At 71.5% G+C, this 22,573-nt stretch carries 19 protein-coding genes and 2 pseudogenes; 15 read left to right on the forward strand and 6 right to left on the reverse strand.

What is annotated here, in order from left to right; all coding sequences use genetic code 11:
• Together ABZ807_RS21915 and ABZ807_RS21920 are read left to right on the forward strand one after the other, a co-directional pair.
• A partial coding sequence (locus ABZ807_RS21915; protein ID WP_357160871.1) for a HAMP domain-containing protein occupies positions 1-2,825 on the forward strand: 2,825 nt, incomplete at its 5' end.
• Positions 2,822-3,379, forward strand: coding sequence for a response regulator (locus ABZ807_RS21920; protein WP_357160875.1), 558 nt, complete (start codon positions 2,822-2,824; stop codon positions 3,377-3,379). The genes ABZ807_RS21915 and ABZ807_RS21920, both read left to right, overlap by 4 nt.
• 91 nt (positions 3,380-3,470) lie before the next feature.
• Here the strand turns inward: ABZ807_RS21920 and ABZ807_RS21925 are convergent, their stop codons facing one another.
• Positions 3,471-3,980: a MarR family transcriptional regulator gene (locus tag ABZ807_RS21925; RefSeq protein WP_357160878.1), complete on the reverse strand. Its 510-nt coding sequence runs from the start codon at positions 3,978-3,980 to the stop codon at positions 3,471-3,473.
• Between the two features lie 92 nt (positions 3,981-4,072).
• Between ABZ807_RS21925 and ABZ807_RS21930 the strand changes: the two genes are divergently transcribed.
• Positions 4,073-4,984: an ABC transporter ATP-binding protein gene (locus tag ABZ807_RS21930; protein WP_357160881.1), complete on the forward strand. Its 912-nt coding sequence runs from the start codon at positions 4,073-4,075 to the stop codon at positions 4,982-4,984.
• Positions 4,981-6,573, forward strand: coding sequence for an ABC transporter permease (locus ABZ807_RS21935; protein WP_357160884.1), 1,593 nt, complete (start codon positions 4,981-4,983; stop codon positions 6,571-6,573). Before ABZ807_RS21930 ends, ABZ807_RS21935 begins: the two co-directional genes overlap by 4 nt.
• 68 nt (positions 6,574-6,641) lie before the next feature.
• Here the strand turns inward: ABZ807_RS21935 and ABZ807_RS21940 are convergent, their stop codons facing one another.
• Positions 6,642-6,974: an STAS domain-containing protein gene (locus ABZ807_RS21940; RefSeq protein WP_357160887.1), complete on the reverse strand. Its 333-nt coding sequence runs from the start codon at positions 6,972-6,974 to the stop codon at positions 6,642-6,644.
• A gap of 140 nt (positions 6,975-7,114) precedes the next feature.
• Here ABZ807_RS21940 and hemL point away from each other — a divergent pair, with 140 nt between their 5' ends.
• From hemL to ABZ807_RS21975, 7 genes are all read left to right on the forward strand, one after another.
• Positions 7,115-8,452, forward strand: coding sequence for a glutamate-1-semialdehyde 2,1-aminomutase (hemL, locus tag ABZ807_RS21945; protein ID WP_357160890.1), 1,338 nt, complete (start codon positions 7,115-7,117; stop codon positions 8,450-8,452).
• 5 nt (positions 8,453-8,457) lie between these two features.
• On the forward strand, positions 8,458-9,105 hold the full coding sequence (locus tag ABZ807_RS21950) for a histidine phosphatase family protein (protein WP_357160893.1): 648 nt from the start codon (positions 8,458-8,460) through the stop codon (positions 9,103-9,105).
• Positions 9,105-9,677 (forward strand): TlpA disulfide reductase family protein, encoded by a 573-nt coding sequence (locus ABZ807_RS21955; RefSeq protein WP_357160895.1) that lies wholly within the window; start codon positions 9,105-9,107, stop codon positions 9,675-9,677. The genes ABZ807_RS21950 and ABZ807_RS21955 overlap by 1 nt, the downstream gene beginning before the upstream one ends.
• A complete protein-coding gene (locus ABZ807_RS21960) occupies positions 9,677-10,534 on the forward strand; it encodes a cytochrome c biogenesis protein CcdA (RefSeq protein ID WP_357160898.1) in 858 nt (285 codons plus the stop codon). Before ABZ807_RS21955 ends, ABZ807_RS21960 begins: the two co-directional genes overlap by 1 nt.
• Positions 10,534-12,159, forward strand: a complete 1,626-nt coding sequence (locus ABZ807_RS21965; protein ID WP_357160900.1) for a cytochrome c biogenesis protein ResB — start codon at positions 10,534-10,536, stop codon at positions 12,157-12,159. Before ABZ807_RS21960 ends, ABZ807_RS21965 begins: the two co-directional genes overlap by 1 nt.
• A complete protein-coding gene (gene ccsB / locus ABZ807_RS21970; protein ID WP_357160903.1) occupies positions 12,159-13,139 on the forward strand; it encodes a c-type cytochrome biogenesis protein CcsB in 981 nt (326 codons plus the stop codon). Before ABZ807_RS21965 ends, ccsB begins: the two co-directional genes overlap by 1 nt.
• 172 nt (positions 13,140-13,311) lie before the next feature.
• Positions 13,312-14,796 carry an ATP-binding protein gene (locus ABZ807_RS21975; protein WP_357160905.1) on the forward strand — a complete coding sequence of 495 codons (1,485 nt, stop codon included), beginning with the start codon at positions 13,312-13,314 and terminating at the stop codon, positions 14,794-14,796.
• A gap of 20 nt (positions 14,797-14,816) precedes the next feature.
• Here ABZ807_RS21975 and ABZ807_RS21980 read toward each other — a convergent pair whose 3' ends face one another.
• Positions 14,817-15,293 (reverse strand): MarR family winged helix-turn-helix transcriptional regulator, encoded by a 477-nt coding sequence (locus tag ABZ807_RS21980; RefSeq protein WP_357160908.1) that lies wholly within the window; start codon positions 15,291-15,293, stop codon positions 14,817-14,819.
• Positions 15,294-15,356: 63 nt separating this feature from the next.
• Between ABZ807_RS21980 and ABZ807_RS21985 the strand changes: the two genes are divergently transcribed.
• On the forward strand, positions 15,357-15,911 hold the full coding sequence (locus ABZ807_RS21985; protein WP_357160911.1) for a carboxymuconolactone decarboxylase family protein: 555 nt from the start codon (positions 15,357-15,359) through the stop codon (positions 15,909-15,911).
• Positions 15,912-16,343: 432 nt separating this feature from the next.
• Here ABZ807_RS21985 and ABZ807_RS21990 read toward each other — a convergent pair whose 3' ends face one another.
• Genes ABZ807_RS21990 through ABZ807_RS22000 form a run of 3 tightly spaced genes read right to left on the reverse strand, consistent with a single transcriptional unit; the run spans position 16,344 to position 21,483 of the window.
• Positions 16,344-19,661, reverse strand: a complete 3,318-nt coding sequence (locus tag ABZ807_RS21990; protein WP_357160915.1) for a S8 family serine peptidase — start codon at positions 19,659-19,661, stop codon at positions 16,344-16,346.
• Positions 19,662-19,690: 29 nt separating this feature from the next.
• Positions 19,691-20,953, reverse strand: coding sequence for a hypothetical protein (locus ABZ807_RS21995; RefSeq protein ID WP_357160918.1), 1,263 nt, complete (start codon positions 20,951-20,953; stop codon positions 19,691-19,693).
• Complete coding sequence (locus ABZ807_RS22000; protein ID WP_357160921.1) at positions 20,953-21,483, reverse strand: SigE family RNA polymerase sigma factor; 531 nt, start codon at positions 21,481-21,483, stop codon at positions 20,953-20,955. The genes ABZ807_RS21995 and ABZ807_RS22000 overlap by 1 nt, the downstream gene beginning before the upstream one ends.
• Before the next feature lie 445 nt (positions 21,484-21,928).
• Between ABZ807_RS22000 and ABZ807_RS22005 the strand changes: the two genes are divergently transcribed.
• From ABZ807_RS22005 to ABZ807_RS22015, 3 genes and pseudogenes are all read left to right on the forward strand, one after another.
• Complete coding sequence (locus ABZ807_RS22005; RefSeq protein ID WP_357161064.1) at positions 21,929-22,087, forward strand: hypothetical protein; 159 nt, start codon at positions 21,929-21,931, stop codon at positions 22,085-22,087.
• Positions 22,054-22,381: pseudogene (locus ABZ807_RS22010) on the forward strand (Scr1 family TA system antitoxin-like transcriptional regulator). The gene ABZ807_RS22005 and the pseudogene ABZ807_RS22010 overlap by 34 nt, the downstream one beginning before the upstream one ends.
• Positions 22,372-22,561, forward strand: a pseudogene (locus ABZ807_RS22015) (DUF397 domain-containing protein). The pseudogenes ABZ807_RS22010 and ABZ807_RS22015 overlap by 10 nt, the downstream one beginning before the upstream one ends.
• The last annotated feature ends 12 nt before the right edge of the window (positions 22,562-22,573 follow it).

Below are 22,573 nucleotides of genomic sequence, written 5' to 3' on the forward strand. Positions count from 1 at the left end.
AGTCGACGGTCAACACGATGGTGGACCAGCTGTCGTCGTTCGCCGACGAGGTGACCCGGGTGGCCCGTGAGGTGGGCACCGAGGGCAAGCTGGGCGGGCAGGCCCAGGTGCGCGGCGTCGCCGGCACCTGGCGGGACCTGACCGACAACGTGAACTCGATGGCGTCGAACCTGACCGCCCAGGTGCGCAACATCGCCCAGGTCTCCACGGCGGTGGCGAAGGGCGACCTGTCGCAGAAGATCACCGTGGACGCCCGGGGCGAGATCCTGGAGCTGAAGTCGACGGTCAACACGATGGTGGACCAGCTGTCGTCGTTCGCCGACGAGGTGACCCGGGTGGCCCGTGAGGTGGGCACCGAGGGCAAGCTGGGCGGCCAGGCGGAGGTCAAGGGCGTCTCGGGTACGTGGCGGGACCTGACCGACAACGTGAACTCGATGGCGTCGAACCTGACCTCGCAGGTGCGCAACATCGCCTCGGTCACCACGGCCGTGGCGAAGGGCGACCTCGGTCAGAAGATCACGGTGGACGCGCAGGGCGAGATCCTGGAGCTGAAGAACACCGTCAACACGATGGTGGACCAGCTCTCCTCCTTCGCCGACGAGGTCACCCGGGTGGCCCGCGAGGTCGGCATCGAGGGCAAGCTCGGCGGCCAGGCCCAGGTGAAGGGCGTGTCCGGCACCTGGCGTGACCTCACCGAGAACGTCAACCAGCTAGCCTCGACGCTCACCACCCAGCTGCGGGCGATCGCGCAGGTGTCCACCTCGGTGACCCGCGGCGACCTGACCCAGCGGATCGCGGTCAAGGCGCAGGGCGAGGTCGCCGAGCTGAAGGACAACATCAACCAGATGATCGTCACCCTCCGGGAGACGACTAAGGAGAACGCCGAGCAGGGCTGGCTCGACTCCAACCTGGCCCGCATCGGCGGCCTGCTCCAGGGCCAGCGTGACCTCGGCGAGGTCTGTCGCATGATCATGATGGAGGTGACCCCGCTGGTCGACGCGCAGCTCGGCGCGTTCTTCCTGGCGGACACCTCCGAGGGCGTGATGCGGCTGCGGCTGACCGCCTCCTACGGCTACGTGGCCCGTGGACACGACGTGACCTTCGGGCCCGGGGAGGGGCTGGTCGGCCAGGCGGCACTGTCCCGCCGCACGATCCGGGTCAACGCGCTGCCCGACGGGCGGCTCACCCTGCGGTCCGGGCTGGCCGAGACGACCCCGGCCGATCTGGTCGTGCTCCCCGTCCTCTTCGAGGGCGAACTGCTCGGCGTGATCGAGTTCGCCAGCGTGGCCCGCTTCTCCGAACTGCACCTGCAGTTCCTGGAGCGGCTGGTGCTCACCACCGGCATCGCGGTCAACACCATCCAGGCCAACCGGCGTACGGAGGAACTGCTGGCCCAGTCGCAGCGGCTGGCCCTGGAGTTGCAGGACCAGTCGGCCGAGTTGCAGCGCACCAACGCGGAGCTGGAGGACAAGGCCAAGCTGCTCTCCGAGCAGAAGGGCAACATCGAGACCAAGAACCGGGAGATCGAGCTGGCCCGGCTCGGCCTGGAGGAGAAGGCGCAGCAGCTCACCCGGGCCTCGGCGTACAAGTCGGAGTTCCTGGCCAACATGAGCCACGAGCTGCGTACACCGCTGAACTCGCTGCTGCTGCTGGCCCGGCTGCTGGCCGAGAACTCGGAGCAGAATCTGACCCGCAAGCAGATCGAGTTCGCCCGCACCATCCACAGCGCCGGCTCCGACCTGCTCTCCCTGATCGACGACATTCTGGACCTGTCCAAGATCGAGGCTGGCCGGATGGACGTCCAGCCCACCGAGATCCGGTTCGACGAGATCCGCGGGTACGTCGAGCAGGCGTTCGCCCCGCAGGCCGAGGAGAAGGGCCTGGACTTCCAGGTGCGGGTGGCCAAGGAGCTGCCGCCGGCGCTGGTCACCGACGCCCAACGGTTGCAGCAGATCCTGCGCAACATGCTCTCCAACGCGGTCAAGTTCACCGACAACGGCGCGGTGACATTGCGGATCGCCCCGGCGCCTGAGGGCGCGGTCTTCGACGTGCCGGCGCTGACCAACGCCCGGCAGGTGATCGCGTTCACCGTGATCGACACCGGCATCGGCGTCCCGGACGACAAACTGTCGCTGATCTTCGAGGCGTTCCAGCAGGCCGACGGCACCACCAGTCGCCGCTACGGCGGGACCGGGCTGGGGCTGTCGATCAGCCGGGACCTGGCCCGCCTGCTGGGCGGCGCGATCAGCGTCACGTCGGCGCCCGGTCAGGGCTCGACCTTCACCCTCTTCGTACCCGACGTGCTGGCCCCGGACGCGGTGGTGGCGCCGCAGGCCCCGTCGCCGCAGCGCGCGGGCCTGCCCTCGTCGCTGCTGATGCCGCCGATGGAGCTGCTGCCCCAACCGCCGCAGGCCCCGGCCACCCGGCAGCTCGACGGCGCCACCGTGCTGATCGTCGACGATGACGTCCGGAACGTCTTCGCGCTGACCTCCGCGTTGGAGCTGCACGGCATGACCGTGTTGTACTCGGACAACGGGGCGGATGGTGTCCGCCTGCTGGCCGAGCATCCGGAGGTGGACATCGTGTTGATGGATGCGATGATGCCGGACCAGGACGGGTACGAGACCACGAGGCAGATCCGCCGCAATCACCGCTTTGCGGACCTGCCGGTCGTCTTCCTGACGGCGAAGGCGATGCCGGGCGACCGCGAGTCGGCGCTCGCGGCCGGTGGCAGTGACTACATCACGAAGCCGGTGGACCTGGACGGGCTGATCGAGCGGATGGCGTCGTGGATCGGTGGCAGCCGAGGCGGGGAGAATCCGTGACGCAGACAGCCAAGGCACTGCTGGTGGACGACCGGCGGGAGAACCTGATGGCCCTGGAGGCCATCCTCCAGGGCCTGCCGGTGCAGTCGGTCGCCGTGGAGAGCGGCGAGGCGGCGCTGAAGCAGTTGCTGGTGGACGACTTCGCGGTGATCCTGTTGGACGCCCAGATGCCGGACATGGACGGGTTCGAGACCGCCAGCCACATCAAGCGGCGGGAGCGGACCCGGCACGTGCCGATCATCTTCCTCACCGCCGCCGACAAGGACGCGCAGCTCGCCCTGCGGGGCTATGCGGTGGGCGCGGTGGACTACCTCACCAAGCCCTTCGACCCGTGGGTGCTGCGGGCCAAGGTGTCGGTCTTTGTGGAGCTGTGGGTGAAGACCCGGCAGTTGGCCGCGCAGTCCGACCTCGTCCGGGAGCGGGACGCCCAGTGGCGCGTGCTCACTGACGCCGTAGACGAGGCGACCGCGCTCCTGCGCGCCAACGATGACCTGAACGCCCGCGACCGAGCCGTCGAACTCCTCGAACAGGCCCGCTGGGGCAACACCGCCTGACCCACCCCCACCCCCCAAGATCCGCGCACTTTCCGAGAAAGAGTGGCCATTCCCGCGAGGATGGCCACATCTTTCCGTGGAAGTGCGGCCGTCAGGAGTCGGCGCGGGGGGCGTGGCCCGCGGCGGCTCGGCGAATGCGCCAGCGTTCGCCGAGCGAGTCGATCTCCTCCTGGACGAAGACGAAGAAGTCGCGCATCTCGGCGACCCGTTCGCCGCCTGGCGTGACCGGGCCGCGCAGCGCATCGACGCCGGCGCTCGCGATGTCGATGAAGTTCTTGTAGAGGCCGGTCTTGGTGATGGTGGCCTCGTACCAGGGGTTGTCGGGCACCCGGTAGCGGTCCCGGCGGGAGCGGGGCACCGGCTCCCGCAGCAGCATGCCGAACTGGGTGAGGTAGCGGACGGCCCCGGAGACGGCCGCCGCGCTCACCCCCAGCTGTTCGCCGATCTCGGCGGCGGTCAGCGGCTCGTCGGCGCTCATCACCGTGAACAGCACCCGGGCGGCCATCCGGGGGAAGCCGACGTCGGCGAAGGCCATCGCCATCCGTTCGACGAAGAGGTGGACCTCCTCGGCGTCGGGGGCGGGACGGCGGTCGTCAGCCATCGGCGGTTGCTCCTCACTGCGGGTCGGACGTCGATCGCGCCTCGGATCTCAATGTCTTCACGAGTTTGTGAAACGAGTGTAGCTTCTGATGCATGGAAACTCCCATAGAGGTGACCGGCCTGGTCAAGACCTTCGGCCGGACCCGGGCGCTCGACGGTCTCGACCTCAGCGTCCGCGCCGGAGAGGTGCATGGCTTCCTCGGCCCCAACGGCTCCGGCAAGTCGACCACCATTCGGGTGCTGCTCGGCCTGCTGCGGGCGGACGCGGGGGCCGTCCGACTCCTCGGCGGCGACCCGTGGCGCGACGCGGTCGCGCTGCACCGTCGGCTGGCGTACGTCCCCGGCGACGTGACCCTCTGGCCGAACCTCTCCGGCGGGGAGGTGATCGACCTGCTCGGCCGGATGCGCGGCGGGCTCAACCCGAAGCGCCGCGCCGAGCTGCTGGAGTCGTTCGAGCTGGACCCGCGCAAGAAGGGACGTGCCTACTCCAAGGGCAACCGGCAGAAGGTCGGCCTGGTCGCCGCCCTGGCCTCCGACGTCGAGCTGCTCATCCTCGACGAGCCGACCTCCGGGCTGGACCCGCTGATGGAGGAGGTCTTCCAGCGGTGGGTGCGCCGGGCCAAGCAGGACGGCCGGACGGTGCTGCTCTCCAGCCACATCCTCGCCGAGGTGGAGGCGCTCTGCGACCGGGTCACCATCATCCGCAACGGGCGGAACGTGGAGACCGGGACCCTTGCAGAGCTGCGCCACCTGCACCGCACCTCCATCGACGCCGAGGTCGCCGCCCCGCTGGACGGCCTGGCGGACCTCGCCGGCGTGCACGACCTGCGGGTGGAGGGCAACCGGGTGCGCTTCGACGTGGACAACCCGGCGCTGGACGCCGCGCTGCGCCGGCTCGCCGAGCTGGGCGTACGGAGCCTGGTCAGCCAGCCGCCGACGCTGGAGGAGTTGTTCCTGCGGCACTACGGGACGACGACCGACGAGCCGGCGGGGGCGACCCGATGAGCACCCTCACCGGCACCCGTCACCTGGTCCGGCTGATCCTGCGCCGCGACCGCGTCCTGCTGCCGCTCTGGGTGCTGGTGCTGGCCGTGCTGCCGGTGACGTACGCGACGAGCTTCTTCGAGCTCTTCCCGACTGCCGCCGACCGGGCCGCGTACCTCACCGGCACCGCGACGAACCCCTCGATCGTCGCCCTGCTCGGCCCGGTGTACGGCGACAGCGTCGGCGCGCTCACCGCCCAGCGGGGCGGCTTCCTGACCCTGATCGTCGGGCTGGTCAGCCTGCTCACCGTCATCCGGCACACCCGTACCGAGGAGGAGGCCGGTCGCCGGGAACTGCTCGGCGCCACCGTGCTCGGCCGGTACGCCGACCTGACCGCCGCGCTGCTGGTCACGTACGCGGCGAACCTGCTGCTGGGCCTGCTCACCGCCACCGGCCTGCTCGCCACCGGCCTGCCGGCGGCCGGCTCGTTCGGGTACGGGCTGTCGACCGCGCTGGTCGGGGTCGTCTTCGCCACCGTGGGTGGGCTCGCCGCCCAGCTCACCGAGACGGCCGGGGGCGCGCGGGGGATCGCGGTCGCGGTGCTCGGCCTGGCCTTCGCGCTGCGGCTCGCCGGGGACACCGCGAAGCGGGACTGGCCGAGCTGGCTCTCGCCGCTGGGCTGGGCCCCGCGCGTCCGGGCCTACGAGGGCGAGCGCTGGTGGGTGCTGGCGCTGCCCGTCGCGCTGAGCATGCTGCTCGCCGCGCTCGCGTACCCGCTGTCGGTGCGCCGCGACCTCGGCGCCGGGCTGCTGCCGCCCCGGCTCGGGCCGGCCCACGCCGGCCGGGGGCTGTCCGGGCCGTTCGGGCTGGCCTGGCGGCTGCACCGCGGGCAACTGCTCGGCTGGTCGGTGGGCTTCGGGCTGCTTGGGCTGATCCTCGGCGGCGCGGCGGAGGCCGCCGGCAGATCGGTCGAGGGTAACGCCCAGCTGAAGGAGATCATGGCCCGGCTCGGCGGTACGTCCGCGCTCGCCGAGGCGTACCTCGGTAGCGCGCTCGCCTTCGTCGGCCTGGCCGCCGCCGGCTACGGCATCGCGGCCGCGCTGCGGATGCGCACCGAGGAGACCGCCGGGCGGGCGGAGCCGCTGCTGGCCACCGGGGTGCACCGGTCCCGCTGGCTCGCCTCGCACCTGTTCTTCGCCCTGCTCGGGCCGGTGGTGGTGCTGGCCGTCTCCGGGCTCGCCACCGGGCTCACCTACGGGATCAGCGTGGGTGACGTGCCGCGCCAGCTGCCCCGGATGCTCGGCGCGGGCCTGGCGCAGGTGCCGGCCGCCTGGGTGCTGGCCGGCCTGGCGGTGCTGCTCTACGGGCTGCTGCCCCGGTTCGCCCCGGTGGCCTGGGGGGTGCTCGTGGTCTGCGTGCTGCTCGGTCAGCTCGGCGCGGTGCTGAAGCTGAGCCAGTGGCTGCTGGACGTCTCCCCGTTCACCCACACCCCGCAGGTGCTCGGCGGCTCCTGGACCGCCACCCCGCTGCTCGCCCTCACCGCCCTGGCCCTGCTCCTGGCCGCGGCCGGCCTGACCAGCTTCCGCCGCCGCGACGTCCCCACCACCTGACCCGCACCTCGTTGATCATGAGGTTGGCGGCGGCTCGGGAGATCGACGTCGCCGCCAATCCCATGAGTTCAGAGGACGGTCTCGTTGCGGATCATCAGGGCGGAGCGGAGGCCGGTGATGTCCAGGACGCGGAGCAGGAAGTCGCCGACGTTGCTGAGCACCAGCAGGGTCCGCGCGTGGCTGGCCTTGCGGCTGAGCACCACCAGGGTGCCGAGGCCCTGGGAGTCGCAGAACGAGACGCCGCCCAGGTCGAGGACGATGCGCGGCGGGGGGTCGGCGAGCACCTCGTTGACGACGGTCGACAGTTGGCCGGCCGTGAGCAGGTCGATCTCACCGGCCAGGCGAAGCACCACTTCATCGCCCGTCCGGTGTAGCGTGATGGACAGTTCGGCACGATCCACCCGGCCAGCCTATCGCGATCTCGACAGCTCGACCCGGTGAGACTGTTCCGCCGACAGGCGCACGCGCCGGGGTGAGTCTGGTAACCCCGCCCCGGGGTGGCTGCCGATCGCCGGCCCGGCGCTGACACAATGGCGGCATCGTGACCGACACCTTTTCCGCCGGATCCGGCCGCTACCCGGCCGAAGCGCCGGCCTCCGAGGCCCTGTTCGACCGCGCCAAGGCCATCGTGCCGGGCGGGGTGAACTCTCCCGTGCGCGCCTTCCGTGCCGTCGGCGGCACCCCGCGCTTCATGGTCCGGGGGGAGGGGCCCTGGCTGTACGACGCCGACGGCCGGCGCTACGTCGACCTGGTCTGCTCCTGGGGCCCGCTGATCCTCGGCCACGCCCACCCCGAGGTGGTCGAGGCCGTCCGGGAGGCCGCCGGCAAGGGCACCAGCTTCGGCACCCCCACCCCCGGCGAGGTCGAACTGGCCGCCGAGATCGTCGACCGCACCCCGGTCGAGCAGGTCCGGCTGGTCAACTCCGGCACCGAGGCCACCATGTCGGCGATCCGGCTGGCCCGCGGCTTCACCGGCCGCTCCAAGATCGTCAAGTTCTCCGGCTGCTACCACGGGCACTCCGATGCGCTGCTCGCCGCCGCCGGTTCCGGCGTGGCCACCCTCGGGCTGCCCGACTCGCCCGGCGTCACCGGCGCGGCGGCGGGCGACACCATCGTGCTGCCGTACAACGACCTCGCGGCGGTGGAGAAGGTCTTCGCCGAGGAGGGCCGGCACATCGCCGCGGTGATCACCGAGGCCGCCGCCGGCAACATGGGGGTGGTTGCCCCGCGTGACGGCTTCAACCAGCGGCTCGCCTCGATCGCCCACGCCGACGGGGCGCTGCTCATCGTCGACGAGGTGATGACCGGCTTCCGGGTCTCCCGCGCCGGCTGGCACGGCCTCGACCCGTCGGATGCCGACCTGTGGACGTACGGGAAGGTCATGGGTGGCGGGCTGCCCGCGGCGGCGTTCGGCGGGCGTGCCGAGATCATGGCCCGACTGGCCCCCGCCGGCCCGGTCTACCAGGCCGGCACGCTCTCCGGTAACCCGCTGGCCTGCGCCGCCGGCCTGGCCACCCTGCGGCTCGCCGACGACGCGCTCTACCGCAGGCTGGACGGCACGGCCGCCGCCGTGGGCCGGCTCGCCACCGACGCGCTGGCCGCCGCCGGGGTCCCGCACCGGCTGTCGTACGCCGGCAACATGTTCTCGGTCTTCTTCACCGACGCCGAGGTGCGTGACTACGACAGCGCCCGCACCCAGCAGGTGCCCGCGTTCAAGGCGTTCTTCCACGCGATGCTCGCCGCCGGTGTCTACCTGCCGCCGAGCGCATTCGAGTCGTGGTTCGTCTCGGCGGCGATCGACGACGCCGCACTGGAGCAGATCGCCGCCGCGATGCCGGCGGCGGCCAACGCGGCGGCAGCGGCGGGCCACGGAAGGTAGGGAACGTGAGCGCAACGGTTGTCCACGTGCTCCGGCACGGCGAGGTGCACAACCCGGACCAGATCCTGTATGGACGGCTGCCCGGCTTCCGCCTCTCGGAGCTGGGCGTCCAGATGGCCAAGGCGGCCGCCGAGGTGCTCGCCGAGCGGGAGATCGTGCACGTGGTGGCGAGTCCGCTGGAGCGGGCCCAGCAGACCGCCGAGCCGATCGCCGCCCAGTTCGGGCTCCCCGTCGGGGCGGACGAGCGGCTGATCGAGAGCGCCAACTGGTTCGAGGGCAAGAAGGTCTCGCCGGGCGACGGCTCGTTCCGCGACCCGCGCAACTGGTGGGTGCTGCGCGACCCGGTGACGCCCTCCTGGGGCGAGGCGTACCGGGTCATCGCGGAGCGGATGTTCGCCGCGCTGCACGCCGCCCGGGTCGCCGCCGAGGGGCGCGAGGCCGTGCTGGTCTCCCACCAGCTGCCCATCTGGACGCTGCGGCGCCACGTCGAGCGCAAGCGGCTCTGGCACGACCCGCGCCGCCGGCAGTGCGGGCTGGCCAGCCTCACCTCGTTCCACTTCGACGGCGCGAAGGTCACCGGGATCGGCTACACCGAGCCCGCCGCGCACCTGATCGCGATGTCGACGACAGCCCGGACGGCCAAGGGGGCCTGATGCGTTCCCGGAGGCCGATCGTCGCCCTGCTCGCCGCCGTCACCGCTGTGACGGCGCTGGTCGGCTGCTCCTCCGAGAGCGGGGAGAGCCGCTGCGCCAACGACGGCGGCATCATCGCGTGCGCGCCGGAGCAGCGCTCAGCCGCTCCGAAGATCGCCGGTGACCTGCTCACCGGCGGCCGGTACGACGTCTCCCAGGCCCGCGGCCAGGTGGTCGTGCTCAACTTCTGGGGCTCGTGGTGCGCGCCCTGCCGCGCCGAGGCCGACGACCTGGAGGCCACCTACCAGGCCACCAAGGGCTCCGGCGTGACCTTCCTCGGCATCAACGTGCAGGACAGCCGGGACAAGGCGATCGCCTTCGAGGAGGGCCGGGTCACCTACCCGAGCCTCTTCGACCCGGCGGGCCGGCTGGCGCTGGCCCTGGAGATCCCGCCGAACACCGTCCCGGCCACCGTCGTGCTCGACCGCGACGGCCGGGTCGCCACCGTGATCCGGGCGGCCGTCAAGCAGGACGGCCTGCAACCGATCGTCGAGCGGATCGCCGCCGAGCAGCCGGCCGCCGGTTCCCGCTGATGGGCGAGACGTTCAGCCAGGTCGCCGAGTCGGGTCCGCTGCTACTGGCCATCGGCGCGGCAGCGCTCGCCGGGCTGGTCAGCTTCCTCTCCCCGTGCGTGCTGCCGCTGATGCCCGGCTACCTGTCGTACGTGACCGGGCTCGCCGGCGCGGACCTGGAGGGCCGGGCGCGCGCCGAAGCGCCGCCGGCCGGCGGCGTGACCCCGCCCGCCGGTGCGGGCGCGGCCGGCGGCGGGCTGGCCGTCGCGACGCCCGTGGCCGCCCGGCAGGTGGCCGCGGTCAAGGGGCGGGTGCTCGCCGGGACGATGCTCTTCATCGCCGGTTTCACCGTGGTCTTCACCGCCACCGCGATCCTCTTCGCCAGCTTCGGCCGGGTCTTCTACGACCACGAGCGGACCCTGGAGATCGTCATCGGCGCGCTGGTCGTGCTGCTCGGGCTGAGCTACCTGGGCGTGGTGCCGGGCATGCAGCGCGAGCTCCGCATCCGGCGGCTGCCCGCCGCCGGGCTGCTCGGGGCGCCGGTTCTCGGTGCGGTCTTCGCGCTGAGCTGGCTGCCCTGCACCGGCCCGACCCTGGGCGCGGTGCTGGGCATGGCCACGGCGGCCGGCAAGACCGACCGGGCCGTGGTGCTGGCCGTGGCGTACTGCCTCGGGTTGGGGATACCGTTCGTCGTCTTCGGGCTGGGCTTCCACCGTTTGCTCGGGGTCTTCCGCGCCGTCCGGCGCAACAGCCGCTGGATCACCCGCGTCGGCGGCGTCCTGCTGATCCTGATCGGCCTGGCGCTGGTCACCGGCGGGTGGCAGAACTTCGTGATCTGGCTGCAGACGACCGTGGGCGTGGGCGAGGTGAGCATCTGATGACGACCGTGGCCGACCGGCCGGCCACCCCGCCGGCCCAGGCGCCCCGGCGGCGGCCCAACCGGCTGCTGGCCCTGTTGCGCAACTCGTGGCGGCAGCTCACCAGCATGCGTACCGCCCTGGTGCTGCTCTTCCTGCTCGCGGTCGCCGCCATCCCCGGCTCGGTGCTGCCGCAGCGCGGGGTGAACCCGGAGAAGGTCGACGAGTACTTCCGCGCGCACCCCGAGCTGGCCCCACAGCTCGACCGGATCGGCGCCTTCGAGGTCTTCGGCTCGGTCTGGTTCTCCGCCATCTACCTGCTGCTGTTCACCTCGCTGGTCGGCTGCATCCTGCCCCGGATGCGCGACCACCTGCGCGCGCTGCGCTCCCGGCCGCCGGCCGCGCCGAAGCGCCTGGAGCGGCTGCCGCAGCACACCGTGCTGCCGGCGCACGCGCCCACCGACCCGGCGGCGATCGCCGCGGTGCTGCGCCGGCGTCGCTGGCGGGTCGAGGTACGCGGCAACGAGGTCTCCGCCGAGAAGGGCTACCTCAAGGAGACCGGCAACCTGCTCTTCCACACCTCGCTGGTCGCCGTGCTGATCGGCGTCGCGCTCGGCTCCTGGTACGGCTGGCACGGCAACCGGCTGCTGGTGGCCGGCGAGGAGAATGCCTTCTGCAACACCCGCCAGCAGTACAGCGAGGCCTCGCTCGGCCCGCAGGTGGACAGCGCCGACCTGCCCGGGTTCTGCCTGAGCCTGGACGGCTTCGACGCCCGGTTCCTCCCCTCCGGGCAGCCGGAGAGCTACCGGGCCTCGGTGACCGTGGACGAGCCGGACGGGTCGAGGCGGACGGCCGACTTCTCGGTCAACTCGCCGCTGCGGCTCGGCTCCGCCAACGTCTACCTGCTCGGCCACGGGTACGCCCCGGTCCTGAAGTACACCGACCGGTACGGGCGCAGCCAGACCAGCACCGTGCCGTTCCTGACCAGCGGGGATGCCAACCTCACCAGCGAGGGCGTGGCCGCCTTCCCGGACGCCAACGTCGACCCGAAGACGGGCCAGCGCGCCGCCGACCAGCAGGTTGCCTTCGACGGGATCTACCTGCCGACCGCGCCGGAGAACCCGCCCTTCACCTCCTCGACGTACCCCACCGAGCGGAACCCGGCGGTGGTGCTGCGGGCGTTCCGGGGGAACCTCGGGCTGGACGCCGGCATCCCCGGGTCGGTCTACGAGCTGGACCAGCGGCAGGTCGACAACGGCAAGCTCAAGCAGGTCGGCGAGAAGAAGCTGGGCCTCGGCGAGAAGTGGACCCTGGACGACGGCAGCAGCCTGGAGTTCCTGGGCACCAAGCCGTACATCACCCTTTCGGTGCGGTACGCCCCCGGCCAGACGCTGATGCTCGGTGCCTGCGTGGTGCTGCTGGCCGGGCTGATGGGTTCGCTCTTTGCCCGGCGTCGGCGGGTCTGGTTCCGGGTGACACCCGGCGACCCCGACGGTGGATCTCCGACGGGCGGTAGTAGTTTGGTGGAGGCCGGTGGGCTGCCGCGCACCGAGCATCCAGGGTTCGCCGACGAGTTCGCGCAGCTCGTCGCCGCGGTCGGCGACGACGGGCGGTCCGACGGGCGGGCACGAGAGGGAGTCGAGTGATGTCCGCAGTCTCCGACCAACTGGTGACGTTCGCGATCCTGGCGTACCTGGTCGCGATGATCGGCCACGCCGTCGAGTACGCGCTGGGCAACGTCCGCGCGGTGTCGGCCGCCGCCCCCGCCCGCGAGCTGGTCGGGGCGGGAGTGGGCGTTGCCGGTGGCCCGGTCGACGCCCCCGCCACGCCGGCCGGCGGGGAGACCCGGCGGAGCCGGTCGGGCCAGCGGGCCCGGCTGGCCGGGCGGATCGCCGCCTGGGTGACCGTGCTGGCCGCCGCGCTGCACCTCGGCGCACTGGTGACGCGGGGCATCGCCGCGGACCGGATGCCCTGGGGCAACATGTACGAGTTCGTGCTGACGGTCACCTGGATCGGCACGGCGGCCTGGCTGGCGGTGCTCTGGAAGCGCCCCGCGCTGCGCCGCCTCGGGCTCTTCCTCACCCTGGTCATGGTGCTGCTGCTCGCCTTCGCCGAGCTGAAGCTCTACGTCCAGGTGGTGCCGCTGATGCCGGCGCTGCAGTCGTACTGGTTCATCATCCACGTGTCGACGATCGTCTTCAGCTCGGGCCTCTTCCTGCTGGGCGTGGTGCCGGCGGCGGCGTTCCTGATCCGCAACGGGTACGAGCAGGGCCGGCGGAGCTTCCCATACACGCTGGGCCGGCGGCTGCCCGCGGCGGCCGGCCTGGAGCGGCTGACCTTCGCGCTGCACGCCTTCTCGTTCCCGATTTTCACCTTCGCGGTCATCGCGGGCGCGATCTGGGCCGAGGCGGCCTGGGGTCGGGCCTGGGGCTGGGACCCGAAGGAGACCTGGGCGTTCATCTCCTGGGTGGTCTACGCCGGCTACCTGCACGCCCGGGCCACCCCGAGCGTGAAGCGCAACGTGGCCACCTGGATCGCCGTGCTCGGCTTCCTGACCGTGCTGATGAACCTGTTCGGGGTGAACTTCTTCTTCACCGGCCTGCACTCCTACGCCGGGGTCGAGTGACCCGTCGGGCTCCCGCGACCGGCTCGTGAGGACCCGGTCGACGCTCATCGTCACCTGGTAGGCGATCTCCGGGACGTCGGCCGGCTCGATCCGCTCGGCCCGCAGGGCTGGGCGCTGCAAAATGTAGAACTACACTTCTAAGAACTGTACTTCTACGAAATGCGGTGACGGCATGAGCGAGCTGGCGAAGCCGCAGGAGATCTTCGATCGGGACGTCGAGTGGGCCGAGTTGGCCCGGTTCGCCGGTGACGAGCGTCCGGGCGCCACGCTCGGGGTGGTCAGTGGTCGGCGTCGCCAGGGCAAGACGCTGCTGCTGTACGAACTCGCCCGAGCCACCGGAGGCTTCTACTTCGGTGCCACCGAGGCGACGGCCGCCGAGTCGCTCCGACGGCTCGGCGAGGCGATCGGGGCATTCACGGGCGCCCCCGGACCGGTCCACCTCACGGACTGGGCCGGCGCCGTTGACGCCCTGCTCGCCCTCGGACGCGACCGGCCGACGACCGTGGTGATCGACGAGTTCCCATACCTGGCCCGCGCCGCGCGGGACCTGCCGTCGATCATCCAGCACGCGCTCACGCCGGGGCGGCCGGAGCGGGTCGGGTCGCGGACCCGCCTCCTGCTCTGCGGCTCGGCCCTGTCCTTCATGGGCGGTCTCCTCGCCGGTTCGGCCCCGCTGCGTGGCCGGGCCGGCCTGGAACTGCCCGTCCAGCCCCTCGACTACCGCTCGGCGGCCACCTTCTGGGGCCTCGACGACCCCGTGCTGGCGGCGAAGGTGTTCGCCATCGTCGGTGGCACGCCTGCCTACCGGAGGGAGTACGTCCAGGACGACGCGCCGACCGGGCTGGAGGACTTCGACGCCTGGGTCGCCCGGGCGGTGCTCAACCCGGCGCGCCCACTCTTCCGTGAGGCGCGGTACCTGTTGGCGGAGGACCCGGACCTGCGTGACACCGCGCTCTACCACTCGGTGCTCGCCGCGGTCGCCGAGGGCAACGCCAGTCGTGGCGGAATCGCCGGATACATCGGGCGGAAGGCGAACGAGCTGCAACATCCGCTCACCGTGCTGGAGGACGCCGGCCTCCTGGTCCGGGAGCCGGATCCGCTGAGGAGCGGGCGCAGCAGTTACCGGATCACCGAACCACTCATCACCTTCTACCAGGCCGTCATGCGACCGGCCTGGACGGCGCTGGAGCAACGTCGGGGCGCGGACGTCTGGCGCAGGTCGCAGCGCCGGTACGCCAGCGCGGTGCTCGGACCGCGATTCGAAGAGATCGTCCGGCAGTGGTCGGTGCGCTTCGCCGAGCCGGACGTCCTCGGCGGGCCGGTCGCCGAGGCCAGCTCGGGCACGTTGACCGATCCCACCAGCCGGACCAGTCACGAACTCGATCTCGTCGCGCTCGGCGAGCCGCCGCTCGGTGACGGCCCTCGCCCGCTGCTCGCCATCGGTGAGGTGAAGTGGGGCCGCCGGTTGGGCGTACCCGATCTGGAACGGCTCGGTCGGCTGCGCGAGCTGCTGCTCCCGCGGCCCGGCTTCGATGCGAGCGACACCCGACTGCTGCTGGCGAGCGCGGAGGGTTTCACGGCGGAGTTGACGGGGATGGCGGGCGGTCGCCCGGACGTTGTCCTGGTGGATCTCGACGTGCTCTACGCCGGGGCCTGAGACGATCAGGACCGGACGCGTCAGCCGCCGAACCAGCCGGGGACGTCGAGGCGGAAGAAGTGGGGCGGGGTGACCCGCCGCAGGTCGTCCTCCATCGCGCTGACCCGCTCCTCGCCCAGGGTGGCCGCCCAACGGGCACGCAGGTCGTCGAAGACCACCGCCGAGCGGCGCAGCCCGTCGGCGCCCCGCGCGGTGATCCGGACCAGCTTGCGGCGGGCGTCGGCGGGGTCGTCGGCGCGTTCCAGGTAACCGAGCGCGACCAGCCGGTCGACGGTCTTTCCGGCCGCCTGCTTGGAGACGCCGAGGCGCTGGCCCAGCTCGCCGGCGGTGGTGCCGTCGAGGCCGACGGCCTGGAGGACGAAACCGTGCAGCGGCCGGAGGTCCGGGTGCCCCTGCCGGGCCAGCTCGGCGTGCAGGTCGTCGATGAGGGTACGGAAGCCGGCCAGCAACAGCAGGGGCAGCAGGAAGCCGGGGCGTTCCGGGTCAGGTGTTGCCATGTTCGACAACCTCGTTTACTGTTTGGTCAACCACGTTGACCATCGTACCCGAGAGGGGCCGGCATGTCCGTCTTCACCGCCCACACTCCCGAGACCGCGCCCGCCGCCGCCCGCCCGACCATGGCCGGCGTGCAGCGCAAGCTCGGCCACCTGCCCGCCGCCGTCGCCCGGATGGCCGAATCCCCCGAGCTGCTCACGGGGTTCCTCACCGCCAGCGCCACCTTCGAGTCCACCGACCTCGACCCGGTCGAGCGGGAGGTCGTCGTGCTGACCGTCGCCGCCCGCAACGAGTGCCACGTCTGCGTGGCGATGCACACCGCCACCCTTGCCCGGCACGGCGCCGACCCCGAGCTGATCGCCGCGCTGCGGGCCGGCGCGGCACTGGCCGACCCGAGGCTGGAGGCGCTGCGCCGGTTCACCGTCGCCGTCCTCGACCACCGGGGCGCGGTGCCGGAGAGCGATCTGCACGCGTTCCTCGCCGCCGGCTGGCGCCCCCGGCACGCCCTCGACGTGGTGCTCGGCGTCGGCACGTACACGATCTCCACCTTTGCCAACCGGCTCACCGACGCCCCGCTCGACCCCTCCCTGGCCGGGTACGCCTGGGAGCCGACCGCCTGACCGGTGAAGGCCTGGGGGTCTTCGCCGGCGAGGCCGAACCGATCCGAAGGCAAGCCCCAAGGACTTCCGTACAGGGGCCCAGCAGGCGCGCCGGTACGCCGACAGGCTCGATGCGCCGTTGGCCTATGCGACCAACGGGCACCAGATCATCGAGATCGATATTCGTGATCAGATCGAGCGGGGGTTGACTCACGGCCCCGGCCCCGGCGTCGGCGTTGGTCCTTTGTGTCCGTCTTGATAATGGTTTGTTGATGTTGTAGACGGCGAAGGTGTCGGTGCGGTCGTGCAGGTCGCGGTGGGCGTGGGTGATGTTGGCGCGTCCGGCGAGGCGGAAGGTGTTGAGGGTCAGGTAACGGGGGCGGTGCGAACCGGCGGGAAATCGGTTCGCAGCGCCCCCGCGTTGGTGGATCGACCAGGTGGACCGGGAGGTGCCTACCCTTCGGTCAGCCGGTAGGCTCGGATGATGGTCTGGTCCACCGTGTTGCCCGCGCTGTCGGTGCTCCTGGCCCGCAGCGACACATAGCCGGCGGTTGCTGGATGACGCACGGTGAGCATCCCGCCAGCGTCGGACCGCTTCAGCTCTGCCCGCTGCCACGTCCGCCCGTCGTTGTAGGAGACGTCGACGGTGAGATCACGGACCATTCCGGTGGGCGCACCCGGCTGGCGGTACACGGTCACCGGAATCTTGACGGTGGCTCCGGCCGGCGCCGCGTTGGTCTCGTCCAGCTGCGGAGCGAACCGCACCACCGAGAGCGGCAGCGGAGAACTGCTGCCGGGGCTGGCGGCGGACCGGAACGTCCACTCGATGCTGGTCCGGGTGGCCAGGCTGGACGGCGCGTCGCGTCGGGCGTCGAGCCGGAGCCGGTAGCCGGCCTCGCCGGCGGGTACTTCGAACGTGCTCTCCCACCCGTCCGCCGTGCCGAGCAGGACCCCGTTGCGGTAGAGCGAGGAGGCATATTCCGCGTCTTCCGAGAGCGCGAACCGGTCCGCCGTGTCCGAGTACAGCGAGAGGTAAGCGCGAATCGTGTTGTTCGTCCGGGCGACTCCCTTCGGTTCACCGTCCGGGATATCGAGTCCGAAGAAGGTCGGCCCGAACACGCCCCGGTTCCAGCTTTCCCGGTAGGTGCGGCCCGGCTGGTAGCGGCCCACGCCCCACAGTGAGGTCACGAAGTGCTGATTGTCCGCGCTGTGCTCGCGAAAGCCGTTCTCCCAGGTCACGCCAGTGTCAACGTTGTAGTACTCGGTTCGGGTCATGGGCAGCGCGAAATCGACGTCGGCAAGAAAGCCGCCGCTGGGCAGATCCTCGACCGAGGCGATCGCGGTGAAGCGGCCGCGCAATCCCGGGGTGGAGCTGGCGTACGAGGCTTGCACCGTGGCCAGTTCCTCGGGGCGTACGTCCCGGACAAACCCTGTGGGCACGCTGCCCCGCACATACCAGGCGAGCCGATAGCCGTACGGGCTGTCGGTCGGGCCGGTGTCGCCGCCCCGGGCCCACTGGCTACCGACCTTCGCCCACACACCGTCGTGCGTGCCGACCGGCCCGAGCTGCGCGCTGTACATCTGGTCGAAGGAGTCGCCGAACGTGAGGCTGGCGATGCCGGCCTTGTCCTCGGTCGGAACGCCAACGATCAGTTCCGCGATGAGTGAGCTGGCCGTGGGGTTCGGCACGGTCACCTTCAGCGGTTTGGCCAGCCGGGCGTCGAGGTTGACGGTCTGGTTCTGGGTCAGCTCCAGTCGGGGCTGCACCAGGTTGGTCAGGTCACCGTCAGGCTCGTAGATCCAGGTGCCGACCATGTACGTCCCGCGCGGCAGCCGCAACGTGCCACTGGCCGGCACCGGAATCCATTCGGTCGCCCCGTCGATGCGGAAGACCATCGGCTCCACATCGGTGGCCGGGGCGCCGTCCCGGTCGGTATGCACCAGCGTCATGTTGTAGCTTTCGATCTCCTTACCGATCGACAGCGGCGTGTTCACCACCAGATCACCGGCGGTGGCGACCAGATAGCCGCCGTAGTGGCCGTCCGGCGCGTCCAGCCGGGTGGAGGCGGTCAGCGTGGTCTGGGCGGTGCCGCCGGCCGGTACGGTGAGCCGGTTGGCCGCCAGGGTGAACATCCCGGCCGGTGCCGGCTGGCCGGTCGGACCGGTGGCCTGGACGGTCAACGCCAGCTCGACCGGTCCGCTGCTGCTGTTGTGGTAGGTGACGGTCCTGGTCACCGGCTCGTCATCCGCGTGCGGCCACTGTTGCAGCCCGAACGCCACGCTCGGTGGACTCGCCGTGATCGACTGCGTGACCGCCCGACCGACGTCCACCCGGCCGGCGCCCTGCCCGAAGACCCCGGTGTCGGGGACCCGAACCGCAGCAGCCATCAGCGTCGCCTTGAGCTGCTCGCCGGACCAGTCCGGATGCTGCTGGGCCAGCAGCGCCGCCGCCCCGGCCACGTGTGGGGTAGCCATCGACGTGCCGGAGAGCGTCACGTACGGGTCGCCGGGCGTGCCGAGGCGACCGTCCGAGCTGCGGGCCGCGGTGACGTCGACCCCGGGTGCGGTCAGCTCGGGTTTCACCGCGGCGTCGGCGGTCGCCGGTCCTCGGCTGGAGAAATCGGCGAGGACGTCGTCACGGTTCACCGCGCCGACGGCCAGCGCGGCGGGGGCGCTTGCCGGCGAGCCGATCGACTTCGCGGGTCCCTCGTTGCCGGCGGCCACCACGAACAGGCTGCCGTACTGGGTGCTCAGGTCGGTTACCGTTTGCTCCAGCGGATCCGTTTCCGGGCCGTCCGGGCTGCCGAGGCTCAGGTTGACGACCTTCGCGTGCTGCTCGGTGACTGCCCACTGCATTCCGGCCATGATCCACGACTCGGCGCAACCGAAGACGACACAGACCTTGCCGCTGACCAGGTTGGCGTCCGGTGCCACCCCTCGGTTGCTTCCGTCGGAGGCGGCCCCGCTGCCGGCCACCGTGGACGCCACGTGCGTGCCGTGTCCGACCAGGTCCCGGTCGTCCTCAAGGCCCTCGGTGAAGTTCTTCGAGGCCGCGATCCGGCCGGTCAGGTCCGGGTGATCGCCGTCGACGCCGGTGTCCAGGATCGCCACCGTCACGCCCTTACCGGTGTAGCCGGCCTGCCAGGCGGCCGGGGCACCGATCTTCGGCACGCTGGTGGCCAGCGCCGGCTTGCGCAGGCCGTCCAGCCACACCTTGCGTACGCCGCTGGTCGGGGCGGCTGCCCGCGTCCCGACGGGCAGGCTGCGCCAGAACTGTCCGGCGTCGCTCCGTGCGGCGCGTACCGCGAAGTTGCCCTTGCCCGGCAACGCCCGTACGACTCGGGCCCCGGCGGTGGCCGCGCCGGCCCGCGCGGTCCGCCCGGCGGCGCCGTCGGCGTAGGTGACGATCAGCGGCAGCTCGGCGGCCCGGTCGTCGTAGCCGCTGTCGAGCAGTGTTGTCACATTGAACAGCCGGCTGTCCAGCAGTCCGTCACGCAGCGGGCCGACCGCGTCGCTCGGTACCACCCGCAGGTGGCCGGCGGCCCTGGTGGCGGCGAACGTGACGTGCTCCCGCCCCTTACCTCGGGTTATCGAATAGCGGGCGGCGTCGGCACCGTGCACGGTGACCCGGTCGCCGGTGAGCAGGGTGACCGTCCGAACCGGCTCCACCGGCGCGGGCTTGGCCCGAGGGGCGGCGGCGCTGGTGGCGCCCGCAGTGGCCTGACCGGCCGTGACCTGGGCGCCAGCCAGGACAGCCAAGGCGAGGCCCAACCGTGCGGCGGTATGCCAATGGGATCGCATCAGTTTCCACCTGCCTGGCATTGCCAGCGGACCGGCTTGTGCCCGCTTGTACCGGCGGCCTGCGTACCCGCGTCGCTGAGCGCGAAGGCATAACTGTTGTCCTCACCGGGGAGGCTGGGCAGCTTGCGGAGCGTGCCGTCCGGGGAGCGCAGCGAGGCGGTCCGGTCGTCGTGGTTGACCACCATCTCGCCGCCGGAGTTGACGGCCTCGACCTCGCCACCCGACACGGTGGTGGCCTGGCCGGTCCGGAGGTTCCATACCACTGCGACGTTCTGGCTGCCTGCGGTCGGGCCGTTCGGCGGCGGCGAGGTCGCGATCCGTTCGCCGCCGCGCTGAGTCCTGCTCGGCACCGAGGTTGAGGCGGACTGCTCGACCAGCCGACTGAGCACGCCGTACGCCCACTCGCCCCGGGTGCCGCGCACGCCCGAACTGACGAATCCGGCCGGGACGGTCGGGCGGCTGCCCTGTCCCTGAGTGTCCCATAGGTAGGCGGAGCTGTTCTTGGCGTCGTCCAGGGAACCGACCACGACCCCGCTGTCCGAGATGCCGAACGCCATCGCCCGGCCCGGTGCCGGGAGGATGTCCACCTGGACGTTCGCGCTGGTGCCGCGCCAGACGGCCGCTGCCGTCCGGTCACCCCCGAACAGCACCCCGGCCACGTCCCCGCGGGCGTTGATCGCGGTCGCTTCCGCGCCGGTGTAGCCCTTGGGGATCGGCAGCGTGATCACCTTGCCGTTGACGTACGCCCAGGCGATCGACCGGCCGCCCGCGTCCTGGCCGCTACCCACCGTAACCCCGCTGTCGTTGACGCCCTTGGCCTCGGCGGGCCCGTTGACCTTGATGGGCTCGGCCCGCATGCCGTCCCAGCGGACCGGCGTGGCCAGCGCGTCTCCGACCGAGGAGAACCCGGCCAGGAAGCGACCGCTCGGTGAGCCGGCGTTGACCTCGGCGGTCGTCGCCTTCGGCGGTAGCTCCAACGCCGCCACGGTGCAGGGGGCGGAAGGACCCGCGGTGCCGACTGCGGCGGGGCTCAGGACCTGGCTGCCGCTGTCGTCCCGGCTGCGGTCGAACGCGCTCACCCCGCCAACGGTGGCGAGGCTGAGCACGAAGACCCCGGCGACCGTAGCCGCCGACCGGCGCCGGCGACGGGCCCGCCGGCCGTCGGCGACCAGCCCGGCCGGCGCGACCCGGCCCGGCGGGGGCGCTACTGTGGACAAAAGGGTACGGACTACCGCAGCGTCGCGGTCTTCATCGCCATGCATTACACACTCCTCATTTCTTGAAGGCGGCGTTGATCAGCGCCGGGCCACTGCTCACTCAGAAGGCGGCGCATGGTGGCGAGCCCACGTGATGTCTGGCTCTTGACGCTGCCGGTGGAGCAGCCCAGCGCCGTCGCGGTCTCCTGCACCGACATGTCGCAAAAGAACCGCAGGACCAGCACACTGCGCTGGCCTCGACTCAACGCTGCGAGGGCCGAGCGCACGGCATCGGTGTCCTCCACGCTTGGTCCCGCCGATGACCGCGGCTCGGGCGTCCGCCAGGACAACAGCACCTTCGCCCAGGACCGGCGGGTCTCGTCGAGGTAGCGGCGCACCAGGATGCGGTGCACGTACCCGTCGAGGTTCTCGACCGTCCTTATCTTCGACCAGCGCAGGTAGACCGTGACCAGGGCGGACTGTACGACGTCGTCGGCGCGATGCGCGTCGCCGCAGAGCAGATACGCGGAACGCCGTAGCCTACTCAGCGCCACCGATACGTACTCGACATACTCTTCGTCCTCTTCTGCCGACAACTGGACTCCTCTCTCCGGCATCTCTTTATCGGCGCCGCATCAGGATCCGGTTGTCGGCCATCGCCGAAATCTTGCCGATGGCTCCAGTCGACGCGGCTCGTCTTGATCGAGCCGCAGCACAGCGGCGGTGACCGGGCAGCAGCAAACGGTCGCGGAACACGATCGTGGGCGGCACTGGTGACCCAGGGCTTGGGTGCCGCCGGCTCGGGTTCGGCGGCGGCGAGGTCGGGGCCAGACGATCACAGCGAGTACACCGTCGCCGACGTGCCGGACGGCCCCTCCGCGTTTCCGCCCGTCTTCCGGGGTGGGATCCGGGCGGCTCCGTTGTGCACGGTCCAGTGAGGACTCCACTACGTTCGGAAGGCATTCGGCTGTCCTGTGTGCCTGGCGAGGTCGCCGGTGAGGTCGGTGAGAAACGCGGGCGCGGTGGTGAGAAGACGTGCGGATGGACGAGCGGTCACGGGTGCTGATCGAGGAGCTGCGGCACATGCGGGCAGCGCGGCGGATGACCCAGGAGGACCTGGCCAGGACAGGGGACCGCCGCAGCTCGTCGCGGTGCTGGACGAGCACGTGCTGCGCCGCCCGGTCGACGGCCCCCTGGTGATGCGCGAGCAGTTGCTGCGCCTGGTGAAGGTGGTTACGGACCATCCCCGGGTGCGGCTGCAGGTCGTGCCCGCCTCGGTCGGCGCGTATCCGGTGTCGCCGGAGCCTTCGCGCTGGCTACGCTTCCCACCGGGAGGATGTCGCCTACCTGGACGACCAGCTCAAGGGCAAGGTGATCGACCACGCCGAGGACGTGCTGGCGGTCCGGGCGTCCTGGGAGTCGATCCAGGGTGAGGCGCTCCCGCCCCGGCAGTCGATCGAGTTGCCAGCGAAGGCGGCGGAATCATGGAGCTGACCGGCGCCCGGGTGGCGCACCAGCACCCGGAGCAGCACCAACGGCGGGGACTGCGTCGAGGTGGCCGACAATTTCCCCGGCGTGGTCGCCGTACGCGACAGCAAGGACCGCGAGGGCGCGATGCTGACCTTCAGCCCGGCCGCCTGGCGCGCGTTCGTGGACTTGGCGCGCAACCGCTGACCTGCACGACAG

Origin of the sequence: Micromonospora sp. NPDC047548 (assembly GCF_040642975.1) — a bacterium.
Taxonomy (GTDB): domain Bacteria; phylum Actinomycetota; class Actinomycetes; order Mycobacteriales; family Micromonosporaceae; genus Micromonospora.

What these genes read in the sequence shown, in the direction of transcription:
- ABZ807_RS21955 (WP_357160895.1), top strand. Translation starts at nt 9,105, where the DNA reads ATGCGTTCCCGGAGGCCGATCGTCGCCCTGCTCGCCGCCGTCACCGCT.
- ABZ807_RS21965 (WP_357160900.1), top strand. Translation starts at nt 10,534, where the DNA reads ATGACGACCGTGGCCGACCGGCCGGCCACCCCGCCGGCCCAGGCGCCC.
- ABZ807_RS21935 (WP_357160884.1), top strand. Translation starts at nt 4,981, where the DNA reads ATGAGCACCCTCACCGGCACCCGTCACCTGGTCCGGCTGATCCTGCGC.
- ABZ807_RS21980 (WP_357160908.1), bottom strand. Translation starts at nt 15,293, where the DNA reads ATGGCAACACCTGACCCGGAACGCCCCGGCTTCCTGCTGCCCCTGCTG.
- ABZ807_RS21925 (WP_357160878.1), bottom strand. Translation starts at nt 3,980, where the DNA reads ATGGCTGACGACCGCCGTCCCGCCCCCGACGCCGAGGAGGTCCACCTC.
- ABZ807_RS22005 (WP_357161064.1), top strand. Translation starts at nt 21,929, where the DNA reads ATGGACGAGCGGTCACGGGTGCTGATCGAGGAGCTGCGGCACATGCGG.
- ABZ807_RS21995 (WP_357160918.1), bottom strand. Translation starts at nt 20,953, where the DNA reads ATGCATGGCGATGAAGACCGCGACGCTGCGGTAGTCCGTACCCTTTTG.
- ABZ807_RS21975 (WP_357160905.1), top strand. Translation starts at nt 13,312, where the DNA reads ATGAGCGAGCTGGCGAAGCCGCAGGAGATCTTCGATCGGGACGTCGAG.
- ABZ807_RS21930 (WP_357160881.1), top strand. Translation starts at nt 4,073, where the DNA reads ATGGAAACTCCCATAGAGGTGACCGGCCTGGTCAAGACCTTCGGCCGG.
- ABZ807_RS21985 (WP_357160911.1), top strand. Translation starts at nt 15,357, where the DNA reads ATGTCCGTCTTCACCGCCCACACTCCCGAGACCGCGCCCGCCGCCGCC.
- ABZ807_RS21960 (WP_357160898.1), top strand. Translation starts at nt 9,677, where the DNA reads ATGGGCGAGACGTTCAGCCAGGTCGCCGAGTCGGGTCCGCTGCTACTG.
- ccsB (WP_357160903.1), top strand. Translation starts at nt 12,159, where the DNA reads ATGTCCGCAGTCTCCGACCAACTGGTGACGTTCGCGATCCTGGCGTAC.